Raw genomic sequence first — 19,792 nt, forward strand, 5'->3', positions numbered from 1 at the left:
GCGTCGCTTGGTTTGCAACCCTCATCGATCGTTATCTCCGCTGTCCATGGTATCCCGTGCATCCCGTAGCACTTGAGCAATGTCGGCCACAATGGTCATGCCCTTGTCCTCCAACTGCTTGGGCAGGAAGTCATACTTGTTGTTGATAGCAATATATCGAGCATGGGGAAAGCTGATGGTCAGGTTCCAGAAAGGCTCTTGGATAAACATGGGAGTCATTCGGCCAACGCCCAGCTCCAGAAATAGAATCTTGCTGTCTTTGTGTTCCAGCACATAGCGAGAAATTTTTTCGTACTGTTCTTCGTATTTCTTTCCTTGCAGGAAATTCCCATATCCTCGCACCCAGGGGAATGCCTCACCGCCGCAGTGAGGGCACCGAGGAATGAGATCCGTAGGAATCTTCGTGTCATCCCCCATAGCGGCTACCATATCAGCCACTGGCTTTACCGCATCCCAAGTGTCATCGGTACAACAGGCGGCACACTGGAAGAAGCGGTGATCCCCCTGGATTTCTGCCACCTTCTCCTCCGGGTAGAGTTTGACAAACTGGGTATCCTGGTTCGTGGTGAGGATAAAGAAGTCCTTGCCTTTCAGCAAAGCGTCTAAATCCAAATAGGAATGACGCACAGGTGCGGTCTGGGTGGTGTGAAGGAAGGTGGCGAGATACCCCCAATACTCTTCCCTTGTCTTCCATGGGTGCATCATCCCTGCAAAAGCACCTTTGAAGTGGTACTTCTCGGCAAAAGGTCGGAAGTATTTGCGGTAGGAGTCGTTGTCCTCGTAGTAAAAATCTCCGCCACCGGCAGCGGACAGGCCGGAGGCCCCGCCCACTACCACACAGTCCGCTTCCTTTACCTCCTGTACCAAACGATGGATCTGTTCGCTATACGGCAGCGGCTTTTTGTCAGTCAGCTGATAAGGCGTACTGCCGGAAGCATAGATAGGATAGTGTCTGGAATAATTCATCTGGGTCTGCATGACCAAATCATCATAGAAGTTCATTTTCACCATTCCTTTCAGGTGGGTGTTATTTTTATTCTTACTTCAAATCATTTTAGCATCCTCTTGCATCACTGTCAATATATTGTTATAATAAAAATAACATCAAGACAAAAAAGGAGATCAGGCCATGAAATATTCTACCCGCTTTAGCGATGCTGTTCATATTCTGGCTTTTATCGCTCTGTACCCAGACTGCGACCTGACCAGTAACAAGCTGGCAGAGAGCATTCAGACAAATCCTGCCTATGTGCGCCAGCTCATGTCCGCCCTGCGGAAGGGTGGACTGCTGGTCAGCGTGAAGGGACATCCCCGCCCCTCTCTGGCTCGTGAACCGGAGAAAATCACTCTGCTGGATGCCTATCGGGCAGTAGAGGGCAACAAGCCCCTGCTCCATCAGGACATCCACACCAATCCTGCCTGTGGCGTGGGTATAAATATCCAACTGGTGCTGCGGGATTTTTACTTGGACATTCAAAAAACAGCGGAACAAAGAATGCAAGAAATCACGCTGAAAGATGTGCTGGAACAATATCACATGAAGTTAGAAGGGATGCCCTTGCAGCGTTTATGACGGATTGATTTTCAGAAACGCTTCCATTTGGGACAAAAATTCTTCTGAACGGGAAATACAGAACCTCCTTGCGGGACTATACTGAGAACCGGAGAGGCCTATACCCCGTATGGGTATTCCGTTTTCCAGAAAAGGAGGTTTCAAATATGCAGGAAAAGTACAATGTCACCGGCATGACTTGTGCAGCCTGCCAGGCTAGGGTACAAAAAAGCGTATCCAGCCTGACCGGCGTGCAAGAGTGCAATGTCAATCTGTTAAAAAACAGTATGGTGGTGACTTATGACGACAAAAATGTAAACAGTGGGCAGATTATCGCCGCTGTAGAAAAGGCGGGCTATGGCGCATCCCTAAGCAGGTCAAGGGAAAATCAGCTGCACAGGCTGTCTCCCCGGTGGACACGGCGAAAAAGGAATATAAGGCGATGCGCCGTCGAGTAATCTGGTCCTTTGTATTCACTATCCCTTTGTTCTATATCTCAATGGGACATATGTTGGGCTGGCCGCTGCCGGGTGTCTTTCTGGGGACGGAAAACTCCATGATCTACGCCCTGACCCTGTTTTTACTGGTTCTGCCAGTAGCAATTATCAACAACAAATACTATCGCATGGGTTTCAAGACCCTGTTCCACGGATCGCCCAACATGGATTCCCTAATCGCATTGGGTTCCGGTGCCTCCCTGGCCTACGGAATCTACGCCCTCTATAAAATTGCTTGGGGCTTTGGCCACGGAAATTTGGCGCTGGTAGATCAGTTTGCTCACGACCTCTATTTCGAGGGAGCGGGCACCATTCTCACGCTCATTACTCTGGGCAAATTCTTCGAGGCGCGTGCCAAATTTGATTTATTTACTGAACAGCGGCAGTGATCGTGTAGACAAGCCGGATTATGCGGAACGAGCTGTGACAGAGGCTCTTGTCAATGCGCTTATCCATCGTGATTATATTGTGCTTGGCAGCGAAATCCATATTGATATGTTTGATGATCGGGTGGAAATCACATCTCCGGGCGGTATGTTTGGCGGCGGCTCAATTCAGGAATACGATATTTACAGTATCCGTTCCATGCGACGAAACCCTGTGATTGCTGACCTGTTCCACCGCATGAAGTACATGGAACGCCGTGGAAGTGGCCTACGCAAAATCGTCAGTGAAACCGAAAAGCTGCCTGGATACACAGAGGCATATAAGCCCGAATTTTTCTCGACAGCGACAGATTTCAGAGTCATCTTGAAAAATGTAAACTACATCATGTGCGGTGCTTCCGCACATGATACAGCACATGATACAGCACATGATGCCGCACATGATACATCTGTGATCAGCAAGCAAAACTTGCTATTGGAATTTTGTGCAGACCCTAAAAGTCGAGATGAAATGCAAGCATATATTGATGTTTCCAGACAAACCCAAAAGCAAAAACCAGAAATACACTACCGTTCATTCCAAATAACCAAGAAGCAGGGCATTGGGTCTCATCTCCCATTGTCCTGCTTCTTTTCATTCCAGATTATATACTAATGATTGATTAAATGATAAGGAGATGGGATACGATGAGAACAATATTTGCAGAATACAATCCACAACGAAACAGCATTGACATTTATACAAATGTTGGCTATATGCTTCGCATTGACTGCTGGGAAGCCGAAAAGGATTTAAAAACCACACCCGGATCAGACTGTGCATTGACTTCACTTGCAGTCGATGAACCACTTGAATATGCGAGATTATATCTTGAGGGCAATTTACAGATGTGGGTAGATGCAGAAGATTCATTAGAGTTATAAAATGCAAGCAGCCTGTATGCTTCATTACACACAGGCTGCTTAATCAAATTTATTATAATTGATGAAAAATCGGTTGCATTTTGTCAAAAGTACAAAACTTTTTGAAGCCAAGTGCTTTTAATTCCTGTTATGATACTGAGGATATCCCAGCAATACTTGCTATCCCTGATACCTTATTCTTTCTACCAGCGTTTCCTTTTTCAGATTACTGCTTAAAACACAGGAAAGCACAACTTGTAGAATACCAACCAGAAGAATCATAACAAGAATCGGGATAAGAGGAACGTGATAAACGTTCATTCCAAAAATCCCATTATGCTTCGCATAGGAAAACAGTGCATAGCCAAGGGGCAGACCGGCAGCAAGTGCGACGCAGATGGTGCCAACCGTAAAAATCAAGCCCTGTATTTGTAAGCTCAGATTCAACTGCTTATTGGTCATGCCTACCGCTTGCAGCACACCGTATTCCTGCTTCTTCGTGGTGATGTTGATGATCATGGTGTTTGCCAGATTCATAAACCCAATGAGACCGACAATTGCCATGAACAGATAGCAGCCAAGCTTCATCATACGGCTTGCGTATTCTGCGGTTTGCAATTCTGCGTGATAGGTGTTCAGCTTGATATGAGAAGTATCGGAGAGCAGGTCATTCAGGCTTTGCTCTACAGATGCCACATCTTTTTTAGCACAATCCACCCACAGGTATCCATAAGATGTCCCTTTCGGATTTACAGATCGGTATACTTCTTCCGGAATGACCAGATAAGTGTCCGCGCTTACAAAGGAGCCTGCGATTTTTCCATGATAGGTATAGGTTCCGCTTCCGTTATCAAAGTTGAATGTAATCGGTGCACCCGCAGAATACCCGTCAGCTTCCATCCACATGGACCAGCCAAAGAAAACATCCCCTTTTTTGACAGCCTGTGCATAGTCCATGGAACCGATATCGCCATCCCCGCGCATCATTTCAAAATCCTCTTGATTTACGATTGCAACCGGAAATTTTGTTCCGTTCAAATCTGCAGAGACGATTTCTCTCGTCAGTACATCCGTTACACCGGGGATGGATTTGATTTCTTTAATCAAAGAATCATTCAGTGGGTTGTTCTGTAGGATTGTGTCCAGATTATTCTCCGAATAGGCTTCATCATAATTCTGGGAATAATCCAGCTGCAACTCAAATTGTCCATGGTTGATTGCAATCCGCGCCTCGTGCTCCGTGTCAATATTCCCAACATAATTAGAGATAATTACAAACAATACACAGGAAAGCCCCATGGTAAGAATCGTAGCAATGGTTCTTTTCGGATTGCCTGTCACATTTGCCATTGCCATGGAGAAAACGGTGACATCTTTTCTGCCTTTTCGTCTGCCCTGTTTTTGCGTTTTGGAGCTGTCAAGATACCGTGTCGCTTCGATGGGTGAAATCCGGGAAACAATTTTCATGGGTTTGCGCAGAGCCAAAACGACCGTAAGAAACGATACAAAAATGCAGATGAGCATAATTGTCAGTGAAAACAGAGGCACCTGATGGTTCTTGATTCCGGACGATACCAGATTTCCCTGCTCCACCAGCCAGTTGAAGCTGACTTTTGCAATCAGGAAACCAAACAGCAGCCCCAGCGGTATCGAAGGAACCGCCAGAAGAATGCCCTCACGAAAGATCAACTGCTTCATCTGCTTTCTGGTTGCACCCAGCGCCTTGATTTTTCCGTACTCCTGAACCTTCTGGGCGATCCCGACCTGGAAGATATTATAAATGACCACAACGGAAAACAGCACGATTCCGAGGATCAGGGTTCCACAAACCACAATCATTTCATAGCTCGGCTGCAATACCCACTGCAGGTAGAGGTCATTGATGATCACGTTTTTCTGGTCAATGCCGCAGGAATCCGCGATTTCTTTTATAACAGGCACAACATTATTCATAGATACATTTGCAGAATCGCTCAAGGTAAAATAGATATTATATTGCCTGTCACCCTCCGCAACACGCTCATTATAAAAATCCTGCGAACCGAATACAACATAGGAAGCCTCGATGGTATATTCATCCCGGTCATATAAAATCCCGCTGACAGTAAATTCCACCGGTGCGTATTCCGACTGCATGCCGGAACGGTACTCCAATGTTACGGTGTCTCCGACCTTTACATCATGGTATCCCACTGCATCAAAGAAAGCGCGTCCTGCGGCAATTTCCTGCGCCTTTTCCGGATAGGTACCTTCCTTCAACACATATTCCTGATTATAGGGAAGCATTTTCCTGACCGTTTTATCCGCACTGACAAAGCCGCCATTTTCATTTCCTTTCAGGATGCCCTCCGTACACATGATGCCGATATCAGATATCTCAGCTCTGCGTTCCACTTCTTTTAATTGCGTACCATCTGCGGCGATAAACAGGCCGTAGTTGCTTCCGTATGAGCTTGCCGCCTGACTTTTCTGTAAATGAATTACCCCATTTCCCACAGTACTGATGATAACAAGCAGCATCGTGGTCAGACAGATTGCCATCATGATCAGTATACTTCTTGTCCTGTTCCTTTTGTCATTGCTATATGCAATCCTGCTTATTGTCTTCATCTGAAATCCACCACCTGTCCGTCCTCAATCACCAGAATACGGTCAGCGACCTGTGCAATTTCGTCATCATGGGTAATCATTACAATTGTCTGTCCATATTTTTTTGCTGTCATCTTAAGCAGAGCGATTACCTCATCACTGGTCTTAGAATCAAGATTTCCTGTCGGCTCATCTGCAAATATAATTTCCGGACGATTCACCAGTGCTCTTGCAATTGCTACTCTCTGCTGCTGTCCTCCGGATAACTGATTTGGCAGATTATAAATTCGGTTTTCAATCCCCAGAGTTGCAATAATATCATTTACATACGCTTCATCCACTTTTCTTCCATCCAGCCCCAGTGGCAGTACAATATTTTCCCAGACATTAACAGATGAAACCAGATTAAATGCCTGAAAAACAAATCCGATTTTTCTTCTGCGGAAAACAGCAAGAGCATCTTCCTTCATCCTGTATAAATTTTTCCCTGCTAAAGTAACACTGCCTTTTGTCGGGGTGTCTAGCCCTCCAAGCATATGAAGTAATGTACTTTTACCGGAACCTGACTTTCCGACAATTGCGACGAATTCTCCCTGCTCAATCTGAATGTCCACCTGATTGACCGCTTTGACCTGATTCTCACCTGCGCCATAAAACTTACAAAGCTGCTTGGTTTCTAATATCATACTCATGTGTTGCCTCCTTTTCATCCTACATCCAAATTGTATCAGGGCAATCTTTCATTTCACTTTCAAAAAACGAGCAGAAGTCTTACAGAATTGTAAGATTTCTGCTCACTTAAAATTTAACCAACATATGGTAATTGAATCACAAACGTGCTTCCTTTTTTCTTTTTGCCGGAGGTTACCGTAATCGTACCTGCGTGTTTTTCGATAATTTCTCTCGATAGAAAAAGTCCGATTCCTGTACCACTCTTTTCCATGACCTCCTTGGAACTTCCTCTGTAAAATCGTTGAAAAATTTTGTGATACTCATTCTGCGGAATACCAATTCCCTGATCCTCAATTTCCATTCTTACAAGATAGTTTCTTTTTTGTAACCGGATAAATATTTTTGAACCACACGGACTGTACTTGACCGCATTATCCAGAACGTTGATCACAGCTTCACCAAGCCACCTTTTATCCTGCATAATCGTGCATGTTTCCAGCTCTTTTTCATAGTCAAAAACGAATTCAATTTCTTTCTCATCCGCTTTAGGATAAGTGCGGTTCACAGCAGATATGACAGTATCCATAAGCGGAAGTTTTTTCTTATTAATCTGAATCAGTCCAGTTTCCATCTTGGATATTTCAAGAAGCGACTGCAATAATGTCTCCAGTCCATCCAGAGCACTCCGACAACGGATACGAAACTCCTCCTGTTCTGTGGCACTTAAGTCATTCTGCATCAGCACACTAAAACATGTATCCAAAGCTGCAACCGGTGTCTTTAACTGGTGAGAAATATCAGAAACCATTTCTTTCGTGTTCTCCTTTTCTGCCCTTGCTTCTTCCTTTATCAACTGAATATGATGTCCGATTGCTTCAAGCTGGTCATTCAATTTTTCCAGTTCTGCATGATTTTCCGTTTTCAGTAAATCATCAAATTTATTTTCACGGAATCTGATCAGAGTTTCTTCCAACTGGTCTAAAATTTTCTGGTGACACGCATCTTCTTTTTTCTTCCAATAAAGTAAAAAAGTCAAAAGAAGCACGCATATCACAGTGCTTACAGCACCGGTCACCATAACCTGATGCCGGAATTGCGAATAAAATGCATTCCCTTTATTCCCCCAGTATCCATATTGCTCCAATAATCGCCTTCCCTGTTCGTTAGTTTCAATATCCTTATCCTTAAGCAATTCCGAAACAGCATCCAGCCCGGAAAATTCTTCCTTTGCAGCAATCTCTGTCATAAGATTCATTTTATATTTATAATCTTCATAAAACACATGCGTGGTAAAGCAATTTAATATTGCAAACAATACTATGACAGGTAATACCAAGGAGAGCACTACTGGAATCTTCTTGCGATATCTCTTTGTCACTGCCTTACCTCCTGATTCCATATATACCCAAGACCTCTGATATTCTTTATATAGACCGGTGCAGCCGGATTGTCTTCGATTTTCTCACGGAGTCTTCTGATATTGACAGCGATTGTATTTTCATCCACAAAATCCCCCTCCAGATCAAACACATTTTCCAATATTTGTGTTTTTGAAAGAATCTGTTTCGGATTCTGAAGAAAAAAAGTCAGCATTTTCAACTCCGTTTTTGTCAGACTGATTTCACGACTCTTTATCAGGACTTTCATTTCTCCTGCGATAAATACGATATCTCCCGAAATCATCTTTCCGGCTTCCGTTTTCTCCTGTCTGCGGCGGAAATGTGCTTCTATTTTCAAAAGAAGTACCGAAAGACTAAACGGCTTTGTAATATAATCATCTGCCCCTGCTTCATATCCCATGACCTGATCCATCTCCTGATCTAGTGCTGTAAGACAAATAATGTATGTATTATAATTGCATCTCATCCACCTTACAAATTCCAGTCCATTCCCATCCGGAAGATTCACATCACAAATGGTAACATCCACATTATTATCACTTGCAATTCTTTTCGCTTTTTTCACTGATTCTGCTGAAAAAACCTCATATCCGGATTTTTTCAGTGAAAATGTAATTCCACGATTTAAATTTTCATCATCTTCAACCACGAGTATACCTGGCATAGCATATGCACCTCTCTTTATTAACTATTTTTCCTCTTCGTTACATATTTGTTCTGCCTCAATATCCTCGGTAGTGACTTTCCCTGTAATATCCCTATAGGCTTCTTTTATTCCATTTTTGACCGCCCACTTAATTATAAAATATAATGCAAGTAAGATGATTAGTGCTGTGCCAAAACTAATTCCTAATTCTTCAAACATTTCATTACCTCTGTCAATTCCGATTTGTTAAACTATCTATACAATACCATATCTCTTTGGCTAATACAATAATTGCATCGCTCCCGCTTATTCTCATCAATTCTGCAAACATATTCTGCGGAACCCCTAACTCCTTGCCACAGTAACGGATACAAGTGCAATCCATTGGGTTCACAAAGGTATCAAAGTAATTTGCTTTGGGCTGTGCCATTTTCAGCTGCCTGCTGATTTCCCTATTCTTTCCTTTCTCTACAAGAAGCTGTTCTGCCAGTGTATAGATAGTTTCCGGATTTTCCATCACCTGTTGCAGCACCGAATCCGTCATATAGGCTCCATGTTTCCGAATAGCCGGAATGACCTCATGCGTGATCCAACGTTTAAAAAACTTTGCCTCCGGTTTACGCTGTCCAAAGACCTGGTTTTCAAATATTTGCAGTTCTGACACACCGCTCTCTTTTCCCGCTCCGGCACCCAATTCTGTGTTGTACATGTTCATTCTAAAACCCTCCCTTACTTTTTTAGGATGGATTACTTCCAGATGTGCCAGAGCCTCTATGTCAGTCCGGAACTGGTCAGTTTTAAGCTGTTTAGTCTTACGATACGGGGACATGTATATAACATGCCACTCAATTTGAACAGCAAGTTTTTAGGGACAAAATAAAATGCGATCGGTTCTTACTATGACCCGATCGCATTTCTATTGCATAATTATCGAAATAGGTTTCAAAAAAGCTCTTCCTTTACCATTTTTTGCGACTTTTTCTAAATTCGGGGATGGGGGTTTGCCCTGTTTAATAAGCACTTCGTAGGGTTTTCGCTGATTTGAAGCCAAAACAAGAATAACTTCAGGGCATTTCGCCTTTATTTTTCTGAGAGCATAAAAGATGCAGGGTCCGAAGACCCTGCATCTGTTCGACATATTGGAATTTATCTAACTTTTCCTTGAAAGCCTAAATTCTTCAAAGCATCTTCTCCAAACTTTGCAAAGTCACCTTCTGCACCAAAAGAAAAGAAAGCTTCTTTACCACCAGTGGCAATAATATCTGCACTCTGATACCCCTGATACTCGGATAACATAATTACTAAACTGGCATAACTTCTTGTTCGTAAAAACCAGTTTTCAAAAATTAATAGTAGTGTTTTGGTGTCTCCCAATTCACGTATAATTTCGTCTTTGAATTCCACATCGGAGAACTTACGTTTATCAAATTCTTCTTTGATTTTATTTTTGATTTCATCTAATTCATATCGTTTTTTAGCATACATTTCGACTTTCTTGCTTGCCATTGAAAACGCTCCTTTCAAATTCACATTTTATACATTATTTAGTGGGGGACATTATATCTCCCTGTTTTAGAAAAAGTCGATTTTTTGTACAGTTTCCGGAAGGCTCTGAACCGTTTCCCCTTTATCCCCAAAATGAACATCTGTATATTTAGGCTCCGTACCATTACCTGACATTTTACAGTAATGATTATTTGGTTTTCTTATTAGATCTATGTTTATTATATCGTGTCTGCGGTCAACTGTCGATAACAAATTGACCGCAAATGTATTATTTTTTCTTACGTTTACACTTTGTATCACAAAACTTCTACACTTCAAATACTCGGAAGTGTTTCTGAACAGATTCATATTTCCCTGTTTCGTAATTTAGTATTTTCCATACCGGATTTAATTGCTCATCCGTTAACGGAGTAACCTGATTGTCTTTATCCAGCCATGCAAAAATTATCTGTTCTGATTCTATCCAGGTTAAGTTTTTATCTTTCTTTATCTCATCAATATTCTCCTAAATATTTTTCTAGTCATTGCAATATAAAATTGCTTATACAGTCTCTCCCTTAAAAGTCCTGGTATTCTGGATAATATACAGAGCGACCGATATGACCATCATTATAGCGCACAAACCAATCAACAGATCTGATACCATCGGTGTAATTTGGAACCATATAATATGCACCGCTACAGTTCCATATAATAAAAAGGTTACTATCTTTCCATGCCAGTCTGCACCATGTACTTTTCCTGTCTTTCGTATCACAAGACATCCACTGACTACCATATACAGCTCCTTACCTGCCATTATTACGATTAAAAGAAGCATATGCGGAAAACGAGTAAACAGACAGATTAACATCGCTGCCTGTGTCAGCTTATCAGCCACCGGATCAAGTATTTTTCCTAAATTACTAATCCTATGGAATCTTCTTGCGATATATCCATCAGCAAGATCCGTAAGACCAGACAGCAATAAGATTTCACCAGCTAACAGAGGATTTTTCTTTACACAATAACTCCATATAATTACCGGATTCAGACAAAGCCGAAAAAAAGAAAGAAGATTAGGAACCGTAATAATTCTATTCAAATTTTCTTCCTGATTCACTTCACTCTGCATGTACGGTCACATCACTTTCCTTTTTTTTAGACATAAACCAATAAAATATAACACAAAATGCTAAAGCAAACACAACACCAAAAACATTTTGAATCACTCTAAGACTAACCGCTCCTTGTAGTCCATAAGTCTCTGCAGCAATGGCTAAAGCACCAAATGTGTTAAATACTGCCTGCCAGCCATATTGTGCTGAAAATCCTACACCGATTCCTCCAAGAATTCCTATATATGCATAGATTGACGAAGGAAGCAGAAAATATAACACTGTAAAACATATAACACCTGCAATATTTCCGACAATCCTTTTACGGACTCTGTAGTGCATATCTTCCATAAATGGCAAAATCGCGGACATGGCCGCAATACCAGCCCACATTGCACGTGGCATATTACAAAGTTCTGCAATGCAGAGGACAATCGGCACGCATAAAATCTGACATATCTGCCATTTTGTTCTGGAAGAAGTGATATCAAATTCTTGTATCAGATCTTTCAGATTTCTTTTATAAGTTCTGTTTTTATGATTTCGATAAAATACGAAGCAGGTAAGTGCTGCACCTAAAGCCATTCCGACTAATCGCATCTGATAGCTTTTTCCCGTAACATCATAACCATATAGCAGTAGATACCCAAGAACCAATGTGGATTGGTTAAACATGAATGGATTATGGCATCCGAACAGAATCAACACAGCCAGTGCCGCAATATTTAACAGCATTCCCAATACCGGTGAAAACTGATTTGCTAAATGCGGACATACAGTCATAATTACAAAGAACAAAGCCAAAAGCATCGTAGATTGTCCGGTGTAGATCCCCAGATCCGCATTCCGAAATACCATAATGCATAATAAAACTACTACACCCACAATACTATTCTCATTTCCAAATAAGATACTGAAAATAGTAACAAACAAAAAACAAAATGCCATTGTAACAGCTATCTTTACCAAATATACCAGTATATGATATGATTTTTCTTTCACTGTTTCACTCTTTTTCAACAGATTTTTAGAACCTGCCTGATTTAACTGCAATTCCTGATAAAATGTCATGTAATTCCTCCTCTATCTGTTTTTCTTAAACTTATATGGCCTCATCTTTCTGTATTGGAAGCTCTACAACAAATCTGCATCCACCATATTCCCGGTTTTCTGCCTTGATTGTCCCGCCAGCACTATCTACGATCCGTTTCACAAGTGCAAGGCCGAGACCATTTCCTTCTGCTTTGTGAGAACCGTCTGCCTGATAAAATTTATCAAATATTCTGGTTTTCACATCATCCTCTATTCCCGGTCCTTCATCTTCCAGAATAAACATTACAGAATCCTTTTCCTGCTTCAGAAACATCATAATTGTCCCCTTTGCAGGACTGAACTTAATCGCATTATCTAAAAGATTCATCCATATATGCATAAAAAGTCCTTCATTCCCAGTATATTTAACTTCCTCCAGCTCTACCTGGAAACCAATTTCTTTTTCTGTCCATTTTGTCTCCAGGGAAAGAAATGCCTGACGGATCTGTTCATCCAGACGATATTCTGTTTTTTTCATTGGTATGTTCTGATTCTCTAACTTGGATAACAGCAAAATATTTCCAACCAATCCGGAAAGCCTTTGGGTATTAAACAGGATTTTTTCTACATATTCCTCTTGCTCCTGAGACAGTTCTTCTCCCTGAAGAAGCATTGTATACCCTTCAATGGCATTAATCGGGGTCTTAAACTCATGAGAAACATTAGATACAAAATCCATCTGCAGCACCTCTGTTGCACGAAGCTCTTTTGTCATCACATTAAAACTCTGATAAGATTCTCCAACTTCTGCTATACGGCTGTTCGTTTCCAAATGCTGTTCAAAATCTCCCCGAGAAACTTCCTTCATTGCTTTACTAAGTCTGGTAATTGGTTCTAGTAACTTTGCATTAATAAAGGAAGTGATCAGCCCTGCAATCAATGTATTGAAAATCAAAAGCCAGCCAAGCACAGGTATGCTGCCCGGCAGATTAAAAAAATGATTCAAAAAAGCAAATAATAAAGCAGATATGACTGTTGAAAATACAAGTGCCAGCCAGATTGCACCAGTCAGACAGGATCGGATCCGCAATCCTTTTTCTTTCTTTTGTTCCATTATTTTTTCACCACCTTGTATCCAATTCCACGCATTGTTACGATTTCAAAATCAGGGTTATCTTTAAAACGCTCTCTGATTCTTCCTATATGTACCTCTATCGTATGTGGGTCTGCCTCCGTCTCGTATCCCCATACTTCATCCATCAACTGTTGTTTTGTAAATGTTCTGCCTGGCGAAGCTGCAAGCTTATATAAAAGCAGGAATTCTTTTTTAGGCAAAACAAGACTTTCCTTATCAGTTGTAACCGTCATTGCATCATAATCAAACTCTGTTGAACCGATCACAATTTTGTGTTCATTCAGTATCTGTGCACGGCGAAGCAGTGCTCCGACTCTTAAAACCATTTCATTCACATTTACCGGTTTTACCATATAATCGTCACTTCCCGAAAGAAATCCCTGGCGCATATCATCAAAGGAACCTTTCGCAGTGATCATAAGCACTGGTATCTGATATCCTGCTGAACGAAGTTCTGACACCAGTTCATAGCCATCCATAACCGGCATCATAATATCAGAAATGATCAGATCAATATATTCCTTATCCAATACTTCTAATGCCTGTGCTCCATCCGATGCACTTTTGACCTGATATCCATTCTTCTCAAGCACTTTTTGGAATAGCTGGCTTAATTCTTTATCATCTTCTACAATCAATATTTGAAACACGTTTTCCTTCCTCCTTATTAAAACAGATACCTTGCCCATCCAAGCAGATGCTGTACCAAAAATATTTTTCTCTGACGTTTCTTTGTTAATTCGATTGGCTCTACATGATATGGATCACGATAGGTTCCATCTTCCAATACCTGGCGGGACACTCTTTCATATTCCATCATGCCCTCTTCCAACTGTTTATTAATATCTTTACTGCGTATTACAAGCATCAGTTCCGTATCCAGATATGCACTTCTCATGTCCATATTAAAGGAACCGATTACAGACAGATCATCGTCAATCAGAATACTTTTTCCGTGGTATGAATAACCGCCTTCATATTCCCAGATATTAATTCCTGTACTTAAGATTCTATTTCTGTTTTTCGCATAATCGGCAGCCCCAAATGGATTCCCATTATTCGCAACTGAATTTGTCATGATAGAAAAATCTGAAACGTTCTCTGCAATCTCCTCCCATGTATTATACATCATATCATTACAGATAATATATGGCGTGTGGATCTTCACACGATTTTTTGCATTTTTCATCAATTCTCCCAACTGATACCACACTACTGGTTCTTTGGAACCTGTGTGAATAGGATTTGACACTAATGCAATCTTTTCTGTCTCAAAAGTTTCGTCCGTGTAATCGGTATCGCAGATTCTTTCCTTATTCTCTTCAAAATATTTCTGATAGCCGTTCTGCAGCTCTAAAACTGCGTTCTTTACAGATTTTCTATTTGCCAGTTTTTTATTGTCATGAAAATAACCACTGTCTTCTTGTTCCCATATCGTTTCAAAATACTCTAACAACTGGTTAACTGAATTTTCTTTCTCAGGTTCATCGCAAACCACTAACACGTCTCTGTCATAGTTCTTATGTCCCGGAAAATCACCCAGGAAATAATTGTATGTATTTCTTCCCCCAAGAATATATCTCTTTCCATCTGCAATCAAATATTTATCATGCATTCTACCCATCATTTTCCACGGTTTCAACGGATTGGCCTTATTATACAGTTTAATTTCAACATTCTCATGGGAAGATAATCCATAGAAATACGGATTTCCTTCCATATCAATCCAGCTCTCCATTCCATCTACTAACAGACGAATATGTACACCTCTGTCTGCCGCATCATGCAGTGCTCCTAAAATCAATTTTCCACTTTCATCTGATTGAAATGCAAAAGTAGAAAGAATAATGTCTTCTTTTGCATTTCGGATCAAACGCACTCTTTGTAAAAGTGCTTCTGGATTTTTTTCTATGATCACTGCTCGTTCCATATTCTCGCTGCGTTCGTTCCACGAATTATTTTGTGTTTCTTTTTTGATGGTATTAGACACTTCCGGCTGTTTTTTATATGCAATACAGATTCCAAATAATTCATAAAAAGCCACACATAAAAAAATTGACAGTATAACAAAAACAATTTTAAATATCTTACGTTTTCCCATCGCACATCACCTGACTTTTTTTCATCTTATGTCTATACAATACAAAGTCAACCTCAATTTTACCTCAACAGAATTAATTTTATCCATGTAAATTTCCTGTACCGGCAATCAGACATAACAAAAACGACCTCTCAAAATCAACTATTTTTTGAAAGGTCGTTTCACTAAATTCTTATAACAATCCAGCAAATAATCTCATAAATAATTGTCCCAGTCGCAAATATGCACTGCGCCCAGTACAATATTGATCTGTTACATCACGACATTCTCCCATCGTTCTTATCAGATCATTTTTAATTTCCACAACTGCCTGACAATCTGCCATAAAACAGCCGTTTTCAAAATGATGATATAAGCTTCTATAATCCAGATTGATTGTTCCACAGGTTGCCATACAGTCATCCACTATACTCATTTTCGCATGGCAAAATCCTGGTGTCCATTCATAAACTCGCACTCCATGTTTAACCAATCCATGATAAAAAGAGCGAGTTATATTATAAATGAATTTTTTATCAGGAATTCCTGGTGTGATAATTCTTACGTCTACCCCTCGCTTAGCAGCCAGACATAACGCATGTGTCATTTCGTCTGTTATAATTAAATATGGTGTCATAAACCAACAGTAATTTTCGGCCTTATTTATCATACTGATATAAACTTCTTCTCCGACCTGCTCATTATCCATAGGACTGTCTGCATAAGGCTGAACAAAACCTGTTTGCTGTGCTTTATAATCGTAATGAATAATGTATTTACTAAAATCAGTATCATTCGTAGCTTTTTCACTAACAGCATTCCACATTTCTAAAAATGTTACTGTAAGCGACTGAACAGCATCTCCTTCCAAACGAATACCGGTATCTTTCCACTGCCCATACGGATGCGTATAATTAAAGTATTCATTTGCAAGATTATATCCACCTGTAAATCCAACTTTTCCATCGATTACTGTTATTTTTCTGTGATCACGATTGTTCAAAAATAGATTTAAGCCTGGCACAAATGGATTGAATACACGACAATGAATTCCTATACTCTCCATCTTTTTCACAAAATCTGTGTTAATAAAACCTATAGACCCCATATCATCATAGAATACCCTGACTTCCACACCGGCTTTTACTCTCTCTTCCAGAACATCTTGAATCTTATGCCAAGCTTCAGCATCTTCTATCGCATGATATTCCATGAAGATAAACTTTTGTGCTTTCGCAAGTTCTTCAAGCTGTGCCTCTAATCCCTTCACTGCTTCATCAAAATACTTGATATCCGTATTCTGATAGATTGGATACCACGAATTTCTTTGTATGTAACTTGCAATATTTCCTGCTTTCGGAATCTTTTCTTTTATTCTGCTTAAACACTCCTGATTGTCTGGAAGCATTGGTAACAATTTGCTATCAATTTCTGCATATCGCTCACGCATTTTATGCGTGCCACCATTCAAGCCAATCAATAAATACAGGCCTACACCCATAATTGGGAAAATCAGAATTAAAATGACCCAAGGCATTTTCATAGAAGATGTCTTATCTGACGCATACAATCTCAAAACTAAGATTCCACTTAAAATTCTGGTAAATAAATTTATGATTTCTGCATATTCATTCAAGCGTGTTACGATAGTAATAATAAAAATCACTTCCAGAAGAATGCAGATTATGGAAAAACACAGCCGTTTTACCCCATTTTTTGTTTTTGCTTTGCCCTCTAAAGTATCTTGTTTCATATATATTCTACCTTCCTACTTGCTCAGTTTTCTCCCTAAATTTCGTGGAACATACCAATTTTGTCTTTTATTCTCTGCATTTCATTATCTGCTTCAATGATAGCTCTTGCAGAATGAAGTAATTCTTCACTTATCTCATTATAGCCAGGCATTTCCTCAATTCCTTTTTTATAGCGAAGTTGATGTTCCAATGTTGCCCAGAAATCCATACCATTGGTTCGAATCTGTAATTCTACACGCATAGGTGTTTTACCCTTAGCGAAAAATACTGGTATTTCAACAATCATATGATAGCTTCGATAACCATTCGATTTTGGATTTTTTATATAATCTTTTATTTCAATAACTTTAATATCATCCTGTTGGGTAATCAAATCTGATATCATATAAATATCGTCAATAAACGCACAAACTATTCGAACGCCTGCTACATCATTGAGATGTGTCTGTATATTTTCTGTTGTAAATTCATATCCCATCTTCTGCAGTTTATCGTAAATACTATTGGGCTTCTTAATTCTTGTTTTTATAAAAGAAATAGGATTTCGATTGTTCTCAGCTGAAAATTCATCATCCAAAACCTCAAGTTTAGTTTGTATCTCCCGAATAGCACAACGATACATCATCATTAAATTATAAAATTTTGTAGCATTATTTAAAAACTGTAGTGATTCCGGACTGTCCATCCTGAGTTTTTTTACTTCATCTTTTGTCATGGAACTTTCCTTTCTACCTCATCCCTGATTTCAAAACATTATTTATTTTGATAGTTGATTCGTTCTCCTTGAATTACTGGATAACAAATCATTTTATCACTATCCAGATTTTCTACATGCATATCTACTGCACTGATCTGATGGTTTTCATAAGTATTGTAATAATAAATACCTTTTGTAACATTACAACACGACGTATACAATGTGATTTCATATTTTCCACCCGCTACTTCGCAACATCCTCGTTGCTGATCCACAGATCCGAGAATGTGGAAGAATTGGCTAACGCTTTCTTCCTCTGATTCACCTGAAATTGCATTTACCTTTGTAAAAGCTACACGTACAAAGCGTGAGGAAGATGAGAGATCTCCCGGAAGACCTAATCCTCCCATACCTCTACTATATGCATCAAGAGCCAAATTTTCGCAGAAAGTATTTCTGGGCTGTTTAGGAGATAAATACATATAATTATTTAGTTGAAACATCTGCTGTGGAAATGGCGGATTATTCGTAAGCACTCCTACTGGATTGTCATAAATATGTAAACCATCTGACATAGATTCTACCGTAATTGACTCATTCTCATCAGAAATGATCCAGTGTAATTGTGCTAATGGGAATTGCTCGCTGAAAGGAGTATTAACAATATTAATTCGTTCAAGAAGTTCGCGAACTTCAACTAAAGAAGAACACTGACTTAAAATCCACGGAATAAATTCAAACTGTGCAATATTTTCCACATCTGGCTTAATCGCGGCATAAACAGCATTTCCGACAAAATTCAGTCCTGCCATTGCCACTCCTTTTTCATTCATAGCATCATAATACAAAGGATAATCCTCTGCAACATGAGCCATTCCAATAATTGCATAATGATTTTTCATATCGCCAACATGGCGAAAATTAAACGCATAATTACGTGGTGTAATTACTATCTGATCACCATAAGAGCATTCATAATCGAGGGTTCGTCCAAAGTAAAAATCTTTTGTTTTATAAGTTGCTGCTGTACACATGATCGTTTATCCTCCTAAATAGATTGAAATATGTCAATGAGTTTTTTTCTTGAACAATAGTATAGCACAATTCTTTTATTTTGTTCCAACTTTATACATGATCATAACATGTAAACTTTAAACTATTTTCCTAGATTATTTCTCCATCAGTTTTTCAAACCATGTATCTACTGCAAAAATAAACTTATCTACATCCTTCCGTTCTGCCAGCATTTCCTGCAAAGATTTATGATGCACATATTTCTCCACATACACCCAGCAGGCAATGCTGCTGACCTCTGTGATGATATCAGCGAATATCTTTTGCATACTCTGCTCTAATCCTGCTACCTCTTCTTTGGAAACGATATCATACAGATCTGACTTCTGAAATTCACTGTCCCTGCAGTGCTCATGGATCTCATCCATCTCTGACTTTACTTTATTGCGCACGTCTTCCGGAAGTTTCATATACTCCCAAATAAATGAGACCACATCCGCTGAAGTCTCTTTTTTCATTGGCGGAAGCCAATCTTTTTGCTGCGAATCTTTTGCTGTCTGATACAGACATTGAGGAGATGTCACAGAACGAAGACATGGATTACTTCCAGATATGCCAGAGCCTCTATGTCAGTCCGAAGCTGGTCAGTTTTAAGCTGTTCAGCCTTACGAAACGGGGACATGCTTATAACATGCCGCTTAATTTGAACAGCAAATTTTTAGGAAACAAATAGAAAATTATTTAAACAGTTGCTATTGCAACGGTGTACAAAGGGAACATAATAAAAAACTTAATAATGGACTGCCAATCTTACACAAAGTACCGCCCAAAC

The 19,792-nt window shown here is 39.9% G+C and carries 21 protein-coding genes and 1 pseudogene; 5 read left to right on the forward strand and 17 right to left on the reverse strand.

Annotated features, from left to right (window positions below; all coding sequences use genetic code 11):
• Positions 1–21: 21 nt before the first annotated feature.
• Complete coding sequence (locus ACESZP_RS13970) at positions 22–1,002, reverse strand: SIR2 family NAD-dependent protein deacylase (RefSeq protein WP_499709374.1); 981 nt, start codon at positions 1,000–1,002, stop codon at positions 22–24.
• Between the two features lie 127 nt (positions 1,003–1,129).
• Between ACESZP_RS13970 and ACESZP_RS13975 the strand changes: the two genes are divergently transcribed.
• The 5 genes and pseudogenes from ACESZP_RS13975 to ACESZP_RS13995 all read left to right on the forward strand — a co-directional run bounded on the left by ACESZP_RS13975 (position 1,130) and on the right by ACESZP_RS13995 (position 3,359).
• A complete protein-coding gene (locus ACESZP_RS13975; RefSeq protein ID WP_499709375.1) occupies positions 1,130–1,573 on the forward strand; it encodes an Rrf2 family transcriptional regulator in 444 nt (147 codons plus the stop codon).
• Positions 1,574–1,719: 146 nt separating this feature from the next.
• Positions 1,720–2,010, forward strand: a complete 291-nt coding sequence (locus ACESZP_RS13980; protein ID WP_499709377.1) for a heavy-metal-associated domain-containing protein — start codon at positions 1,720–1,722, stop codon at positions 2,008–2,010.
• Positions 1,965–2,438: a hypothetical protein gene (locus ACESZP_RS13985; RefSeq protein ID WP_499709379.1), complete on the forward strand. Its 474-nt coding sequence runs from the start codon at positions 1,965–1,967 to the stop codon at positions 2,436–2,438. The genes ACESZP_RS13980 and ACESZP_RS13985 overlap by 46 nt, the downstream gene beginning before the upstream one ends.
• A pseudogene (locus tag ACESZP_RS13990) lies at positions 2,407–3,022 on the forward strand (ATP-binding protein); the annotation flags it as partial. The gene ACESZP_RS13985 and the pseudogene ACESZP_RS13990, both read left to right, overlap by 32 nt.
• Positions 3,023–3,122: 100 nt before the next feature.
• Entirely contained in the window at positions 3,123–3,359 is a 237-nt protein-coding gene (locus ACESZP_RS13995; RefSeq protein ID WP_048791018.1) for a DUF6061 family protein, read from the forward strand.
• A gap of 159 nt (positions 3,360–3,518) precedes the next feature.
• Here ACESZP_RS13995 and ACESZP_RS14000 read toward each other — a convergent pair whose 3' ends face one another.
• The 16 genes from ACESZP_RS14000 to ACESZP_RS14075 all read right to left on the reverse strand — a co-directional run bounded on the left by ACESZP_RS14000 (position 3,519) and on the right by ACESZP_RS14075 (position 19,430).
• Positions 3,519–5,948 (reverse strand): ABC transporter permease, encoded by a 2,430-nt coding sequence (locus ACESZP_RS14000; protein WP_499709381.1) that lies wholly within the window; start codon positions 5,946–5,948, stop codon positions 3,519–3,521.
• Complete coding sequence (locus ACESZP_RS14005; RefSeq protein WP_499709383.1) at positions 5,945–6,619, reverse strand: ABC transporter ATP-binding protein; 675 nt, start codon at positions 6,617–6,619, stop codon at positions 5,945–5,947. The genes ACESZP_RS14000 and ACESZP_RS14005 overlap by 4 nt, the downstream gene beginning before the upstream one ends.
• A gap of 113 nt (positions 6,620–6,732) precedes the next feature.
• Positions 6,733–7,998, reverse strand: coding sequence for a sensor histidine kinase (locus ACESZP_RS14010; RefSeq protein WP_499709384.1), 1,266 nt, complete (start codon positions 7,996–7,998; stop codon positions 6,733–6,735).
• Complete coding sequence (locus tag ACESZP_RS14015; RefSeq protein WP_008120506.1) at positions 7,974–8,663, reverse strand: response regulator transcription factor; 690 nt, start codon at positions 8,661–8,663, stop codon at positions 7,974–7,976. The genes ACESZP_RS14010 and ACESZP_RS14015 overlap by 25 nt, the downstream gene beginning before the upstream one ends.
• A gap of 24 nt (positions 8,664–8,687) precedes the next feature.
• Positions 8,688–8,864 (reverse strand): DUF6019 family protein, encoded by a 177-nt coding sequence (locus tag ACESZP_RS14020; protein ID WP_499709386.1) that lies wholly within the window; start codon positions 8,862–8,864, stop codon positions 8,688–8,690.
• Between the two features lie 13 nt (positions 8,865–8,877).
• Positions 8,878–9,360 (reverse strand): phage antirepressor KilAC domain-containing protein, encoded by a 483-nt coding sequence (locus ACESZP_RS14025; protein WP_499709387.1) that lies wholly within the window; start codon positions 9,358–9,360, stop codon positions 8,878–8,880.
• Between the two features lie 431 nt (positions 9,361–9,791).
• Positions 9,792–10,151, reverse strand: a complete 360-nt coding sequence (locus tag ACESZP_RS14030; RefSeq protein WP_186873844.1) for a DUF6054 family protein — start codon at positions 10,149–10,151, stop codon at positions 9,792–9,794.
• A 541-nt stretch (positions 10,152–10,692) separates the two neighbouring features.
• Positions 10,693–11,265 carry a CDP-alcohol phosphatidyltransferase family protein gene (locus tag ACESZP_RS14035; protein WP_499709389.1) on the reverse strand — a complete coding sequence of 191 codons (573 nt, stop codon included), beginning with the start codon at positions 11,263–11,265 and terminating at the stop codon, positions 10,693–10,695.
• On the reverse strand, positions 11,255–12,319 hold the full coding sequence (locus ACESZP_RS14040; RefSeq protein ID WP_499709391.1) for an FUSC family protein: 1,065 nt from the start codon (positions 12,317–12,319) through the stop codon (positions 11,255–11,257). The genes ACESZP_RS14035 and ACESZP_RS14040 overlap by 11 nt, the downstream gene beginning before the upstream one ends.
• A 31-nt stretch (positions 12,320–12,350) precedes the next feature.
• Positions 12,351–13,394, reverse strand: a complete 1,044-nt coding sequence (locus tag ACESZP_RS14045; RefSeq protein WP_005608371.1) for a HAMP domain-containing sensor histidine kinase — start codon at positions 13,392–13,394, stop codon at positions 12,351–12,353.
• On the reverse strand, positions 13,394–14,104 hold the full coding sequence (locus ACESZP_RS14050) for a response regulator transcription factor (RefSeq protein ID WP_003693048.1): 711 nt from the start codon (positions 14,102–14,104) through the stop codon (positions 13,394–13,396). The genes ACESZP_RS14045 and ACESZP_RS14050 overlap by 1 nt, the downstream gene beginning before the upstream one ends.
• Positions 14,083–15,516, reverse strand: a complete 1,434-nt coding sequence (locus ACESZP_RS14055; RefSeq protein ID WP_499709392.1) for a phospholipase D family protein — start codon at positions 15,514–15,516, stop codon at positions 14,083–14,085. The genes ACESZP_RS14050 and ACESZP_RS14055 overlap by 22 nt, the downstream gene beginning before the upstream one ends.
• 172 nt (positions 15,517–15,688) lie before the next feature.
• Positions 15,689–17,248: a cardiolipin synthase gene (gene cls, locus ACESZP_RS14060; RefSeq protein ID WP_499709393.1), complete on the reverse strand. Its 1,560-nt coding sequence runs from the start codon at positions 17,246–17,248 to the stop codon at positions 15,689–15,691.
• 35 nt (positions 17,249–17,283) lie between these two features.
• Positions 17,284–17,964, reverse strand: a complete 681-nt coding sequence (locus tag ACESZP_RS14065; RefSeq protein WP_499709395.1) for a GTP pyrophosphokinase — start codon at positions 17,962–17,964, stop codon at positions 17,284–17,286.
• A 38-nt stretch (positions 17,965–18,002) separates the two neighbouring features.
• A complete protein-coding gene (gene bsh / locus ACESZP_RS14070) occupies positions 18,003–18,980 on the reverse strand; it encodes a choloylglycine hydrolase (protein WP_499709397.1) in 978 nt (325 codons plus the stop codon).
• A 135-nt stretch (positions 18,981–19,115) separates the two neighbouring features.
• On the reverse strand, positions 19,116–19,430 hold the full coding sequence (locus ACESZP_RS14075) for a hypothetical protein (protein ID WP_499709398.1): 315 nt from the start codon (positions 19,428–19,430) through the stop codon (positions 19,116–19,118).
• Between the last annotated feature and the right edge of the window lie 362 nt (positions 19,431–19,792).

The organism is Candidatus Dorea massiliensis AP6 (assembly GCF_964245105.1).
Lineage (GTDB): Bacteria > Bacillota > Clostridia > Lachnospirales > Lachnospiraceae > Laedolimicola > Laedolimicola intestinihominis.